Annotated in this window: 8 protein-coding genes; 6 read left to right on the top strand and 2 right to left on the bottom strand. The window is 45.9% G+C overall.

The features are described 5' to 3' along the window. Positions 1-279 precede the first annotated feature (279 nt). The 5 genes from EJL04_RS01355 (at position 280) to EJL04_RS01335 (ending at position 9162) form a co-directional block, all read left to right on the top strand. A complete protein-coding gene (locus EJL04_RS01355) occupies positions 280-3555 on the top strand; it encodes a TonB-dependent receptor (protein WP_125103889.1) in 3276 nt (1091 codons plus the stop codon). A gap of 22 nt (positions 3556-3577) precedes the next feature. Continuing rightward, on the top strand, positions 3578-5074 hold the full coding sequence (locus tag EJL04_RS01350; protein WP_125103888.1) for a BACON domain-containing protein: 1497 nt from the start codon (positions 3578-3580) through the stop codon (positions 5072-5074). Between the two features lie 379 nt (positions 5075-5453). Then, the gene (locus EJL04_RS01345) at positions 5454-7010 is read left to right on the top strand and encodes an IS1634 family transposase (protein ID WP_125103887.1); all 1557 of its coding nucleotides are present in this window, start codon (positions 5454-5456) and stop codon (positions 7008-7010) included. 23 nt (positions 7011-7033) lie between these two features. Further along, positions 7034-7942, top strand: coding sequence for a LysR substrate-binding domain-containing protein (locus EJL04_RS01340; protein ID WP_021854682.1), 909 nt, complete (start codon positions 7034-7036; stop codon positions 7940-7942). A gap of 143 nt (positions 7943-8085) precedes the next feature. Then, positions 8086-9162 (top strand): YeiH family protein, encoded by a 1077-nt coding sequence (locus EJL04_RS01335; RefSeq protein WP_053398275.1) that lies wholly within the window; start codon positions 8086-8088, stop codon positions 9160-9162. 186 nt (positions 9163-9348) lie between these two features. On the opposite strand, the gene EJL04_RS01330 is transcribed toward EJL04_RS01335, so the two are convergent. Then, entirely contained in the window at positions 9349-10797 is a 1449-nt protein-coding gene (locus EJL04_RS01330; protein WP_125103886.1) for a carbon starvation CstA family protein, read from the bottom strand. A 650-nt stretch (positions 10798-11447) separates the two neighbouring features. Continuing rightward, positions 11448-12842: an AraC family transcriptional regulator gene (locus EJL04_RS01325; protein ID WP_164511707.1), complete on the bottom strand. Its 1395-nt coding sequence runs from the start codon at positions 12840-12842 to the stop codon at positions 11448-11450. A 334-nt stretch (positions 12843-13176) separates the two neighbouring features. On the opposite strand from EJL04_RS01325, the gene EJL04_RS01320 reads away from it, so the two are divergent. Next, the gene (locus EJL04_RS01320) at positions 13177-14982 is read left to right on the top strand and encodes a M6 family metalloprotease domain-containing protein (protein ID WP_125103884.1); all 1806 of its coding nucleotides are present in this window, start codon (positions 13177-13179) and stop codon (positions 14980-14982) included. Positions 14983-15002 lie beyond the last annotated feature (20 nt).

Raw genomic sequence — 15002 nt, 5'->3', positions numbered from 1 at the left:
TTAACTTACCTTGCATATCGCCACATGCACAGCCGACGCATTAAAGTAAACAAATTTTATTAAAATTAACGTCCAAAATAGCCAAAAAGGGCGTTTATATAAAAAAATTAAGGGTTTAAGGTCAACTTTAATCGCCTTGTAACATAATATATCTATTTTTTAATTAATTTTGCATGTGGAATAGTTGTAAGGCGCATTCTGACGTAACAGAGGCGCCTTAGAAAAGAAAAATTAAGTCAGATTATTAAAATTTTATTTTTAATCATAAACAATAACAGTATGAGAAAACGTCTAGAAATTCTATTCGTGTTGATGTTGTTCTCTGCGACCGCCATGCTGGCCCAGATGACAACGTCAGGAATCAACGGTATGGTTACGGCCGGAGGCGACAAGGCTATCGGCGCCACCGTAACAGCAGTGCACGAGCCGTCGGGAACCACCTATAACACCGTGGTGAACGAAAGCGGCCGCTACTCTATCAACGGTATGCGCGTGGGCGGCCCCTACACCGTCAAAGTGAGCTACATAGGCTACACAACGAGCGTTACAAAAGATGTGACGCTGCAGTTGGCAGAGTCATACAGCCTGAACGTAAAGCTCGCTGAAGACGCCAATGAGCTGGGCGAAGTAGTGGTTTCGGCCAAGGCTACAAAATTTACTGCAGAAAGAACAGGTGCCTCTACCAACATCAACCTGAGACAGCTGGAGAACATGCCTACAGTAAGCCGCTCAATCACCGACTTCACACGTCTGTCTCCCTACGGCGGCAACGGAATGAGCTTTGCCGGTACTGACGGCCGTACAGCCAACTTCACCGTGGACGGTGCAAACTTCAACAACAACTTCGGTCTGAGCGACGGTCTGCCCGGCGGCGGCAACCCTATATCTATCGATGCCATCGAAGAAATGCAGGTTGTGATATCACCCTACGACGTACGTCAGACTAACTTCATAGGCGGTGGCGTGAACGCCATAACCAAGTCAGGTACGAACACCTTCAAGGGTACTGCCTACATATATCATCAGAACGAGAACATGCGCGGTGATGCCATTGAGCGCGAGCAGATAAGCGGTGCACGCGAGAAAGACCAGAAGACAACTTACGGTTTCACTCTCGGCGGTCCGATCATCAAGAACAAGCTGTTCTTCTTCGTCAGCGGAGAAATGAGCAAGACTCCTACAGTGGTTAACCGTTGGCGCGGTTCTGTGGACGGCGTGGCCGACGCAGACAACTATATTTCACGTACGACATTGGCCGACCTTGAGAAGGTGTCAAACTTCGTGAAAGACAAATATGGCTACGACACTGGCTCATGGACAAACTTCCCTGCCGACGAAAACAACTACAAGCTGTTGGCACGTCTTGACTGGAACATCACCAACATGCACCATCTGTCATTCCGTTACAACTATACGAAGAACCGCAACTGGAACCCCACCAACGCATCTTCAATGGACGGAGGTACGCGCTCGGCTTACGGCCGCTTCTCACAGATGTCAATGAGCTACGCCAACTCTATGTATGCTCTCGACAACCTTGTTCACTCTTTCTCTCTCGACCTTAACAGCCGCTTCGCCGAGAACCTGTCTAACCAGTTCTTGGTTACTTACTCAAAGCTCGATGATGTGCGTTTCACCAATTCGGCTGACTTCCCCTTCATAGACATCATGGACGGCACAGGCACTAACACTGCCTACATTTCACTCGGTAAGGAGCTGTTCACACACAACAACGCCGTGCGTAATAACATCTGGAACATCAAGGACGATGTTACCTACTATGCCGGCAACCACAAGATTATGCTTGGAGCCAAGTTTGAACACCAGATGGCGCTCAACTCTTATATGCGTAACGGTACAGGATATTACCGCTACTACTCACTCGACGACTTCCTCAACGGAGCTGCTCCTGAGATTGTAAACCTGACCTACGGCTACGACGGCAAGAGCGATCCGGCTGCGAAAGTAAGCTTCAACACTCTCGGTATCTATCTGCAGGACGAGTGGTCTATCAATCCACGCTTCAAGCTTACTTACGGTTTGCGCTTTGACGACATGTTCTTCAGCAACGCTGACCTTATGACAAACAAGGCCATATACGACCTCGACTACGACGGACGCCACATTGACACAGGCAAATGGCCGAGCTCTAATCTTACTGTAGCTCCGCGTGTAGGCTTCGTATGGGATATCCTCGGCGACAAGACCCTCAAGCTGCGTGGAGGTTCAGGTATATTCCAGGGCCGTCTGCCGCTGGTATTCTTCACCAACATGCCTACCAACTCAGGTATGGTGCAGTATCAGGCAATCATCAATGCCGCAAACGCTGCAAAGAAAGGATTCACAATGGAAGAATTTGCCGGAGGACTTGTTACAAACGAGAACGGCTATCCCACTATCGACGCCCTGCAGAACAAACTCTTCGAGCTGGGCTATCCTAAGACAATCAGACCTGAGGACGGTACTCTGCCTTCACAGATATCAGCCGTAGACCCCGACTTCAAGATGCCTGAGGTATGGAAGACGTCTTTGGCTATTGACTATGTTGTACCAGTAGGCTTCCCTCTGACAATCACAGCCGAAGGTATCTTCAACAAGACAATATATGGCGTTACAATGCAAGACTGGTCAATTCCAGATGTAGGCGGATTTGCACGCTTCAACGGTGTTGACAACCGCCCGATATTCCCTACCGGATACAACAAAGATGTTGTGCCTGCTTATGTGCTGTCTAACACACACAAAGGCTACGGATGGAGCGCAAGCTTGTCAGCATACGCATCTCCTACAAAGAACATCGACGTCATGGCTGCCTATACACACACCTGCTCTAAGGAGCTTACAGGTATGCCCGGCTCTAACGCTTCTTCTACAATAGCATATCTGCCTTCAGTAGAAGGTCCTAACAACATCAAGCTGCACAACTCACAGTATGTTGAGCCAGACCGCGTGATAGCACAGATCACTGCTCACGACAACAGCCATAACCACTTCAGCCTCATCTATGAGGGATGGCGCGGCTCTTACAACTACACATACATGCTGCAGAACGATATGAACGGCGACGGACAAGCTTACGACCCGATCTTCATCCCGACGGACGAGCAGGTTGAGAAGAACCAGTTCCGCTTCAAGACAGCTGACGACCGCGACCGCTTCATGGCTTATGTACACAACAACAGCTACCTGAAGAATCATCAGGGCGAATATGCAGAGGCTTACAGCGTTTACTCTCCATGGGTTCACCGCTTCGACTTCAGCTACAAGCACGACTTCGTGTTCAACACTGGCGCATGCAAACACATGCTGACCCTGAGCTTCGACATCAAGAACGTCGGCAACCTCTTCAACTCTTCATGGGGTGTGGCCAAGACTCTCAACCCGGCTATCGGCACAGAAGCAAAGATCCTGAAATATGAAGGAGCCGACGCTGACGGCTATGCTGTGTTCTCTACTCCGTCATCTATCAACGGATCAACAAAGACATGGACAGCAAACCATGCAATCGGTCAGTGCTGGTATATGTCTATCGGCATCAAGTACACATTCAACTAATTTTTAAAACGGAAGTATAATTATGAAACTAAAAAATATATTTTCCCTGCTTCTGCTGAGTGTTGTGGCTTTGTTCACAAGCTGCTCAAACGACGATGACATCACTCTGCTTGACGACATTCAGGTGTCAAAATCATACATATCCATCCCCGAGGAAGGTGGTAACGACACCATCATTGTAAAAGCCAAAGGCGACTGGATACTTGAGAACAAGCCCAATTGGCTTAAATTTAACGAGCATTCTGACTCAGTAGGCAAGGCCGGTGAAACACAGCTCGTATTTTCTGCAGAACCTTACACAGGCGGCCGCAGCTCTGACGCCATGACAATAACATGCAACGGCAAGGTGCAGCATCTCAACGTCGTACAGGGTGAAGTAAGCATCACAAACGCCACTTGCGCCGAGGTTATTGCCGGACCTGACAACAAGACTTATCAGGTAACAGGTACGGTGACAGCTATCGCCAACACCACCTATGGAAACCTCTATCTGAACGACGGCACAGGTGAGATTTACATCTACGGAACTCTCGACGCGTCAGGCGCTGAGAAGAACTTCCTCAGCCTTGGCATCGAGGTAGGCGACGAGATTACAGTTCAGGGTCCGAAGCTTACTTACAACGGAACTGTAGAGCTGGTAAACGTTACTGTTGTTGACATCAACAAGAGCCTTATCAAAGTTGACTCTCTTTCTGCAGACGCCATTTCTAAAGATGGCGGCACCATTACAGCATATGTAACCACAAAAGGCTCTGGCGTGTCAGTAGACATTCCAGAGGATGCCAAGGAATGGCTGTCTATCGCTTCAATAAAGCAGAACGGCACATCTGCAGAACTGACCTTCAAGGCTGCACCCAACGAAGGAGGCATACGCTCAACAGAGCTGACACTTGCTACTGTGGCAGACGGTAAGACATACACCACACTGACTACAATCACACAGCAAGGCGGCATACAGGACGTATCTGTAGCTGACTTCAACGCTGCTGCCGACGGCGATGCACAATATCGCCTTAAGGGTGTGGCAACAGACGTTCAGGACAACGGAAGTTTCACGCTGACCGACTGGAGCGGCTCTACCTTGGTTTACAAGAGCACCAATGCTGCAGCCAAAGGCGTTAAGAACGGCGACATCGTAACCGTTGTAGGCACACACGACACATATAAAGGCACAGTAGAACTGGTAGGCGGCGACGTTACAGAGCTGAATCCAACAACCACCATCTCTATTGCCGACTTCATGGGTCTTCCTGACAGCGACACCAACTATATGATAACCGGTACAATCACAAAGATAGCCAACGACCATTACGGCAATGTATATATCTCTGACGGTACAAACGAGGTTTATCTCTATGGTTTGTATCCCGGATATGGTGCAACTGGCGACAACCGCTACGACTTTGTTGCCAACAGCGGTCTCAAGGTTGGAGACGAGATTACAGTTATCGGCGCTCACCTGACATACGGCGAAACAATTGAAATAAAGAACGCCATATTCGTCAGCAAGAACAACTGATAAGCAGAATAAAAAAAGCTGATGCCGCTTGCTGCATATCAGATAAGAACAGAAATGGCTGTCCATAAATGAATCTTTGGACAGCCATTTCTGTTTCTATCAAAATCACCATTAGGCTGCAATAGCTTTATCAATTTTGCTCATTCATGCTTACGCCGCAAAATATAAATCTCAGAATATTTTCTTTTCCAGACAACCACTTTTATCACGCCTTGCTTTCCGTTCTCGTTTTTTAGTTGTATTTTTGTCAGGTTAAGAAACAAATAACGGTAATATGTCCTGACTTCGTCACTCAAAAAAACTAAACATTATAATTCGTTGATAAACAATATTTTGTAATTTTGTGTCACCCATTTTAGGGTGACACGATGCAAAAAACATGTTTATACGTAAAAAGAAATACCCATCAGGCAATGTAGGTGTCATAGTGGTTGAAAAGGTCAAGGGCAAGATGAATGAGCTTACCACTATAGGTATAGCGCGCACTCAAGAAGAGGTAGATTCTCTCGTAATGAAAGGTCGTAAATGGATATATGAGGAACAGGAACACCGCCATCCACGGCTGGATCTTTTCGGTGAGGAACGTAAGAAGTGTGATGCAGAACTTCTGAGTGCCGAACAGATGCTTTCGTGCATAACCAACATCTCGATCAATGGAGCGGACCTGATACTTGACCGTGTCTTTGACAGCGTTGGATTCAACAGGATAGATGATGAGGTATTCCGCCAACTTGTAAAAGCCCGTTTGTCTTATCCTGCAAGCAAAGCTGCGACAGTGGAGTATCTGAAGAATCATTTTGACGAAGATGTCAGCCTGTCGAAGATCTATCGTTATTTGGACAAACTGAGCGATAACCAACATAAGATAGTTCAGGACATAAGCGTCCTTCACACGAAGAATATTTTAGGCGGCCACATCGGTGTGCTGTTTTATGATGTCACCACACTCTATTTTGAATCGGACTATGAGGACGAGCTTCGCAAAACCGGTTTCTCCAAGGAAGGGCGTCATCAGAACCCTCAGATTATATTGGGACTGTTGGTCAGCATTGGCGGCTATCCGCTTGCGTATTGCATCCATGAGGGCAACAAGTACGAGGGGCACACGATGCTTCCGGTAGTGACTGAATTTGTCCGGAAATATGAGCTGGAAGATTTTGTCGTGGTGGCTGACTCAGGGTTGATGAACAACGATAATATAGCCGACCTTGAAGCAAACGGTTACAAGTATATCATCGGTGCGAAAATCAAGAACGAGAGCAGGAAGATACAGGAATGGATACTGGAGCAGCCTAAGACGGACTGCCAAATGGTTGAATACGATAAAGGTAACGGACAGAGGTTGTTGGTCGGATATACAGAAGAGCGTGCCCGAAAGGATGCTTATAACCGTGAGAAAGGTATACGCCGTCTGGAGAAGGCATACCACAGAGGTACGCTTACCAAAGACAATATCAACAAGCGTGGATACAACAAATTCCTGAAAATGGAAGGAAATGTAAAGGTGACCATCAATTACGAGAAACTGGAGAAGGATGCGAAATGGGATGGTCTCAAAGGATACCTTACCAATACGAATATACACGTCAATGACGTATATGCCGCCTACCATAACCTGTGGCATGTTGAAAGAGCTTTCCGCATATCAAAATCAAAGATTGAGATAAGACCAATGTTTCACTTTACAAGGCGCAGGATAGAAGCACATGTCTGTATCTGCTTCGTGGCCTTGAAAGTTTACAAGGAATTGGAGCGTCTGCTGAAACTATCAGGCATAAATATGAGTGTGGACAAGGTGCTCGAACTTGCTAAAACTATAGTGACTATACAGATGACATTGCCTCAAAGTAAGCAGACTATCAACAGAACTATGCTGATGAAACGTCATCAACGCATTGCTTCATTGTTTACTGATGATTTTTGGGTGACACGTTGACGAAGTCAGGAAATAACGGTAATATGTCAGATTTCAGACTAAAAGCATTCTACAGCGTGGCCAAGAACCTCAGTTTCACACGTGCGGCTAAAGAGCTGTTCGTAAGCCAGCCAGCAATAACCAAACACATCAACGAACTGGAACGGCAATACTCCGTAAGACTCTTCGACCGCACAGGCGGAAAGATAATGCTCACCGATGCCGGACGGCTCATGCTTGAACACTGCAGCCGCATACTCGACGAGTATAACCGCATGGAATACGACATGAACCTGCTCAACGAGCGCAGCAGCGGACACATAAGCATAGGCGCAAGCACCACGGTGGCGCAGTATGTGCTGCCGCAGATACTGGCAGAATTTACCGAAAGATTTCCGCAGATAGAGGTGTCGCTCACCAACGGCAACTCGCGCGACATAGAGAATGCACTGCTCAACCACGACATCGACCTTGGCATGGTAGAAGGCATCACCCATTCAGCCGGCCTACAGTATGAGCCGTTTCTTGAAGACGAACTCGTGGCCATAATAAAGCAGTCGGGCAACGAGTCGATGCCCGAAGAAATTACTCCGCAGGAGCTGTGCCGCCAACCGCTCGTCATACGCGAACAAGGCTCAGGAACACTCGAGGTGATAGAGACCGAACTGGAAAAGCACGGAATAAGGCCCCAGGAACTTAACATACGCATACGCCTCGGAAGCACCGAAGCCATCAAGGCCTTTCTGCGCCACAGCCGCAGCATGGGCATAGTGTCGGTGTTCTCCGTGAGAGAAGAACTGGCCAGAGGCGTGTTCAGAGTCATCGACATTGCTGGTCTCAACTTCAGCCGCCACTTCTGCTTTGTGGCCTCTGCCGGCAAGGATTCGCCGCTTACCGAAAAGTTCAAAGACTTTACACGCCGCAGCATAATAACTTCAGGTTATAGAGTATAAAAAATTAAGATATACTACATAACAAAAAATTAATTACCTTTGCAGCAGTAAACTTAAAGGCAGCCCGACAACAAGACACGAAGGTCTGCCCGGCAAGGAGAAAAAGAGAATAAAATAAATATTATTAACAAAGGTAATCTATCATGTTTGAAAAAGGAAACAGGGCAAACACCCTTCACGGAATCTTGCTGATTGCATTATTTTCGTTTGCAGCATTCTATCTGGCAGACCTGCCCATCATGAAGCAGCTCTCGCTCAGTCCGCTCATCATCGGAATCATCCTTGGTATGCTCTATGCCAACAGCCTTCGCAACAAACTGCCCGAAACTTGGGTGCCGGGTATTAAGTTCTGCACGAAGCAACTTCTCCGCACGGGTATCGTGCTCTATGGTTTCCGCCTTACGCTGACACAGGTTGCGGCAGTAGGAGTGCCGGCAATAATCGTGGATGCCATAATCGTTACAGGAACAATATTTCTTGGCCTGTGGTTTGGCCGCATGCTCAAGCTCGACCGCGACACTACGCTAATGACCTCTACAGGAAGCGCCATATGCGGTGCAGCAGCCGTGCTCGGAGCCGAGCCCGTAGTGAAATGTGAAAGCCACAAGACAGCCATTGCCGTATCAACTGTGGTTATCTTCGGAACAATATCAATGTTCCTCTACCCCATCATGTATCGTTCCGGAATACTTTCAGGCCTGAGCGACACAGCCGTTGCAATCTACACTGGAAGCACGCTGCACGAAGTGGCACACGTAGCCGGAGCCGGCAACGCCATGGACCCGACAGACAGCCTGGGCATAGCCGGCACTGCAACTATCACAAAGATGATACGCGTAATGATGCTTGCCCCGGTGCTCGTCATAATGAGCTTCGCGCTTGCCGGACGCAAGAAGGCCACAGCCGACGGACATAAGGAAAAGAGCAAAATCACAATACCATGGTTTGCCTTCGGCTTCATCGGCATAATCTGTGTAAACTCCCTCCTGCAGTATCTTTTCGATGCACCGACAGTTAAGGACATACCGCTGAACGGCGTCATTGAATACATCGACACCTTCCTGCTGACCATGGCAATGACTGCTCTCGGAACAGACACAAACATACAGAAGTTTAAACAGGCCGGAGCCAAGCCGTTCCTCCTTGCCGGCATGCTTTACGTATGGCTCGTAGGTGGCGGATACTTTATAACAAAATACGTTGTAGGCTTTTTCGGATAATACGTTTTATAACGACATACTCTCTTCAAAGCACAATTCAATAAACTTAAGCACAAACCGGCGGACAGATAATCGATATCAGTCTGTCGGTTTGTGCTTTTCATCATAAATAAAAAGCCATGACCTGCTCAATGAGGTCATGGCCTGTAGCCCGGACGCGGGCTTACGACATATTATCACAAAAAATTAATCGTTGTCTGTGCTTATCCGGCAATATTTCTTGTGCCAGAACGCAAACAGCACTCCCGACAGCAGCAGCACTATGACGGCAGCTATATAGCCGGCAACATTGCTGAGTGCAAACGAATTTTTAGAAACAAAAAGGAATGCCACACACACGGCCGTCATAAACATAGCCGGGATAAGCGTTATGATATACGGCTTTGACTTACGCGCAAGATACACCGTAAGCGCCCAAAGCGTAAACACGGCAAGCGTCTGATTGGCCCATCCGAACCATCCCCATATAACGTTGAAGCCGTCTTCATCGGCAATGTTAAACCACAAGAAGCCCAACGTGACCAAGAACAGAGGTATGCATATATAAATGCGGTGGCGTATGGTGTGCTGCTCAAAGTTAAGAAACTCCGCAATAATCAGTCTGGCACTGCGCAATGCCGTGTCGCCGCTCGTTATAGGAGCAGCCACAACGCCAAGTATAGCCAATGCACCGCCAAACATGCCGAGCCATCCCGAAGACACGGTGGTTACCACCTCAGGTGCCTGAAGCGTAAGAGGAACGCCAAGCTCCTGTGCGGCTCCGCCATAAAAGAAATAAGAAGATATTGTTGCCCATATAAGCGCAACGATGCCCTCGGTTATCATCGCACCGTAAAACAGCGGACGTCCCTGTTTCTCATTCGCCATACAACGTGCCATAAGCGGACTCTGAGTGGCATGGAAGCCGCTGATGGCACCACAGGCAATGGTTATAAAAAGACATGGGAATATCGGGCCCGATTTAGGCGACAGATTGCCAAGTCCGTCGGTAAGCTCTGGCAGCTGCGGCCATTTGACAAACAGCACCACCATGAGCGCAACAGCCATAAACAGCATGGCAATGGCAAAAAGCGGATAAATCTTGCCGATAATCTTATCAACAGGAAGCATCGTGGCAAGAAAATAATATGCAAAAATTATCAGACACCATACATAAACCCATGTAACTGAGTCGCCGCATATTGTACCTAATATCAATGCCGGACTATATACAAACACGGCACCGACCATTATAAGCATAAAAACAGAGAACACCAGCATGACCTTCTTAGTTGACTTGCCGAGATAACAGCCTACAAGCTCCGGCAAACCAGCACCGCCATGACGCTGCGACAACATTCCGCTGAGATAATCGTGAACCGCACCAGCAAAGATACAGCCGAAAACTATCCACAGATAGGCCGAAGGGCCAAACTTGGCACCCATGATGGCACCGAAAATAGGTCCTGTGCCGGCAATGTTAAGAAACTGAATCATAAAGATTTTCCATCCCGGCAATACTACATAGTCTACGCCGTCGGCCATACTTACAGCCGGTGTAGGACGGTCGTCGGGAGCAAACACACGCTCTACGATGCGTCCATAAATGAAATAGCCCACCACAAGGGCAACCAAACTTAAAACAAATGTGATCATAGATTAGATTATTATTCTCTTTTGAACATACTAATTATTGGCAAAAGTAAAAATATAAATTTAAAAATGCAAAGAAAAACCTGATTTTATATATAAAATATATAAGCCGCACAACAGCTTATCCCACTGAGACATTTCATGTTGTTTTAAAGTTTTATCCTAAAAAATGCATCACTGACAAAAACAAGACTACGCAAAAATGCCATAAACGTGATATCCGGCACAACAATATCTTAACATTCAAGCTGAATATCAAATAATTTTATTTTACAACCCAGAAAAATCGAAAGCAAAACATACATTTATTATTAACAAGCGTTCATATCAGACGACTATTCAACAAAAACAATAAGCAAAACGATGCGTATTAGTTTCAAATCATTAACCTATTGTTTTCATGTCGTAACTCGGCCACTTTTGAAGCGAAAACGGCCGAGTTTTTCATCAAAAACTAATTGTTTTTTTATGAGAAATCAGTATGCTCCGCAACCGTAAGCCAGTCCGTAGGCTATGACTTTACAAATCGCAGCACCTGTTAAGCCTACATAAAATAAGCCTTGCCATACAGCCAACGCATCATTCACATGCAAGAATATCGTCCGGCCATGCACATGGCATAAAAAATTTACCTTCTTGTAGCTTCCGTATATTTACTTCTCTTTAGTCGCCAGCTTTTTATACATGGCTGGAGTCATGCCGTTAATTTTCTTAAACGTGCGGTTAAAGCTTGTCGCATTGGTATATCCCACCTCCTCATAAATAGCCTGAATGGTCATATTGCCATAATGCTCATTATCCGAAAGCATTCTGCATGCCTCCATTATACGTTTCTCGTTAATGTATGTTCTGAAGTTTTTATTGTATGTCTTGTTGATGACAAACGAAACATACTTTGTGTTCGACTTTGCCATGTCGGCTATAATCTTCAGACTGAGGTCAGGATCAGAAATTATTTCGGGCGTATTTATAATCTCATTGATTTTCGCAAGAAGCGCGTCTGCCTGTTCCTGCGTCATGTCAACCCCACCGGCATTTCCGTCAAACTCGTCGTCGCCGGCCTCATCGCCTTCATTGTAAGACGGCACAATAGCCACCTTGCTTCTGTCTGATTTTATCAAGTCGTTGTTCTTGTTGATAAGCAGGCGCTGTGCATTTCTTAAATTACGGTTCTTGCGTATAACCACCACTGCCAGCACAATCGTGATTATCAACAAAATAGAAATCAAGATAACAGCCAAGGTGTAAATATTGATAATCGAGGTCAGCGAACTTATCTCCTCCGTACTTTTACGCGACTCATACTCCTGCAATTTTCCCCTTGCCTTATTCATGCCCTTTGCACTAAACACCGAGTCATAAGTCTCAAGATACAACACTCTGTATTTTCTGGCAGAATCGCTATCGCCATTTCCGGCATACGCCTCGTAAAGAATCTTGTACGCATTGATTTCCATCTCGGCATTATCCATTTCAACAGACATATCCCGGCATTTAGCTCCATACTTTATAGCATTGCCGTAATCATGCTTTTTGACGAGAATATTTCCTATCTCAGACTCCTGATACAATACATAGATGTCGTCCAGCTCATTTTTCTCTGCGTATGCGGCAGCCCTTAGATGATCCTTCACAGCTTCGTCATACTTACGTTCAGCCTGCTTTATTCGGGCAGAATTATATATTAGGAAATACTCCCATTGTGTTGTGTTCTTGCTTACCTGCATCTTCTTGGCTATATCATAATATTCCTTTGCCTTTTTAATATTCCCCAGATGACAATATGCAGGCACTATATTAGTAAGGTATTTGCCTATCAGCTCTTCGTCATTAAGCTTTTTCGACATCTTGTATCCTTTCAGCAGATAGAAGAGGTTTGCCTCATAATCGCCAAAAGCTTCATAAATATTGGCAATATTACCTATGCATGCCATGTATGTGCGCTTGTCGTCTTCCTTTTCAGCTATTTCCATACCTTTTATATAATATGTAAGGGCCAAAGGATAATTGCCATCCTTATACAAGCCGTCGGCTATTATTTTTGTCATGCCTGATTTTGTGTTTGCAGGCATCGACGCATAAGAATGACATACAGGACATACAAATAGAAATATTATGAAAATAATGTATTTAAACATATCGTATTAGGCTTTTAATAAATTTTAATCGACAGACTATTAATCGTCTTACATTGCAAAATTAAACAAAATATAAGAGAATAATATAGACAAAATCGTAAAATGCAAGTTTTTTTTTAATATTTCGTGAAATGTGAAGAATTTGAATGTGTTTATTTGTATAATCTGTAATAAAAAATATAATTTAGCAGACGTAAAAATTTAATAAATCCATTGTTCTGATAAACTTAACACCTACAATATTATGAGAATCCTTAACGTTTTTATTACCATTGCAGCTTGCCTGATTTGTTTAAACGGCGCATACGCTGCTCCTGCCTGGCCAAACAAAATATCATACACCCAGGCAGACGGAACTAAGGTAACAGTGTATTTAAATGGTGACGAATACATGCACCATTATGTAAGTGAAGACGGATTCATCCTTCTACCCGATGCAAACGGAAGTCTTAGATATGCAGAAATTGTTGACAACAAGGTGATGCCGACAGGAATGGTGGCACACAACGCAACAAGCCGCAACGCTAAAGAACTCCAGTTTATAAAGACATTAGACCAGCAGGCTATCAAGCAAAAGCTTGCCGTAGCCTATAGGGACAAGCGCCAGGAGATAGCCTCTAAGGCGCAAAGAGTAAAAAGTCAAAGCTCGCCAAGCGTCATAGAGCCCGTATTCCCTACAATAGGCAATATCCGTGGACTTATAATCTTAGCCCAGTTTAAGGACCAGAAGTTTTCTACTGACAACATCCATGACATATATAACAGCATGGCAAACGATGAAGACTATTCAGGCCCGTATGCTTCAGGAAGCATAAAGAGCTATTTCACCGCGCAGTCTGCCGGAAAGTTTGTTCCTACATTTGACATCGTCGGCCCTGTTGACCTTCCTCACGAAATGGCATATTACGGCTATGACGAGAGAGCAGCAGAACTGATGATAGATGCATGCAGCATGGCAGACGCAAACACAGACGTCGACTTTTCTAAATACGACTACAACGGCGACGGATATGTTGATTTTATCTTCGTGGTGTATGCCGGCTACGGACAGTCGCAGGGCGGCAGCGAAGAGACCGTATGGCCACAGGCCGTAGACCTGACTTACGAAAGCTGGAACATGTACGACGGACTGTATTTAGGACAGGCAGCATGTTCATGTGAGCTGAGAGGCCATGAAGGAACAACTCTCGACGGCATCGGCACATTCTGCCATGAGTTCAGCCACATCCTCGGACTGCCTGACATATACGACGCAGCATATTCAGGAATGCAAGGCATGCTTACATGGGACGTGATGTGCAACGGACTCTATAATGACGACAGCAAGACTCCTGCCGGATACACAGCAATGGACAAATATACTGTAGGATGGCTCGAACCTGTAGTGCTTAGCGAACCTGCCAAGGACCTGACATTAAACCCGTTGTCTGAATCAAACGAGGCATACTTCATTGTATGCGGAACAGACAACAATGAATACTTCACCTTGGAGAACCGCCAGCAGACAGGCTGGGACAAGGCTCTCGACGGTCACGGACTGATTATTTCGCAAATACATTATGTTCCTTCTCTTTGGAATACCAACCGTGTCAACACCTCATCGTCAGGCTATGAGCATGTTTCTCTTATCCCTGCAGACGGGCATGCCTCTGACGGTACCGAGGCCGGCGACCCGTTCCCCGGAACAAGCAACAACACACAGTTTACCGACACGTCAATGCCTTCTGCAAAATGGCATACTACATCTGACGCGGTAAACTGTCCGATAACAAACATAAGAGAAAACAACGGTGTGATCACTTTCGACTTCAAGAGCGATGCAACAGGCATTGAATCACACGAAGCAGGACAAGAACTGGCACGCATCAGCACAACCGGAGGAACAATAAATATTGACAATCCGCAAAAGTCTGATGTACTCATACTCTCAGCTGACGGCCGCATTATACAGAAATCAGCCCAGAGGCATATAACATGCACTCCTGGATGTGGCATGTACATTGTAAAATGCGGTGAGTTAATTAAAAAAGTTATTTTAGCAAGACCCTAATTATTAACATTTAAAAAGTA

It is taken from the genome of Prevotella marseillensis (assembly GCF_900625065.1).
Lineage (GTDB): Bacteria > Bacteroidota > Bacteroidia > Bacteroidales > Bacteroidaceae > Prevotella > Prevotella rara.
The sequence above is the reverse complement of the archived record's forward strand: the minus strand, read 5'-3'. Positions and strand labels throughout refer to the sequence as shown.

What these genes read in the sequence shown, in the direction of transcription:
- EJL04_RS01355 (WP_125103889.1), top strand. Translation starts at nt 280, where the DNA reads ATGAGAAAACGTCTAGAAATTCTATTCGTGTTGATGTTGTTCTCTGCG.
- EJL04_RS01350 (WP_125103888.1), top strand. Translation starts at nt 3,578, where the DNA reads ATGAAACTAAAAAATATATTTTCCCTGCTTCTGCTGAGTGTTGTGGCT.
- EJL04_RS01345 (WP_125103887.1), top strand. Translation starts at nt 5,454, where the DNA reads ATGTTTATACGTAAAAAGAAATACCCATCAGGCAATGTAGGTGTCATA.
- EJL04_RS01340 (WP_021854682.1), top strand. Translation starts at nt 7,034, where the DNA reads ATGTCAGATTTCAGACTAAAAGCATTCTACAGCGTGGCCAAGAACCTC.
- EJL04_RS01335 (WP_053398275.1), top strand. Translation starts at nt 8,086, where the DNA reads ATGTTTGAAAAAGGAAACAGGGCAAACACCCTTCACGGAATCTTGCTG.
- EJL04_RS01330 (WP_125103886.1), bottom strand. Translation starts at nt 10,797, where the DNA reads ATGATCACATTTGTTTTAAGTTTGGTTGCCCTTGTGGTGGGCTATTTC.
- EJL04_RS01325 (WP_164511707.1), bottom strand. Translation starts at nt 12,842, where the DNA reads ATGACAAAAATAATAGCCGACGGCTTGTATAAGGATGGCAATTATCCT.
- EJL04_RS01320 (WP_125103884.1), top strand. Translation starts at nt 13,177, where the DNA reads ATGAGAATCCTTAACGTTTTTATTACCATTGCAGCTTGCCTGATTTGT.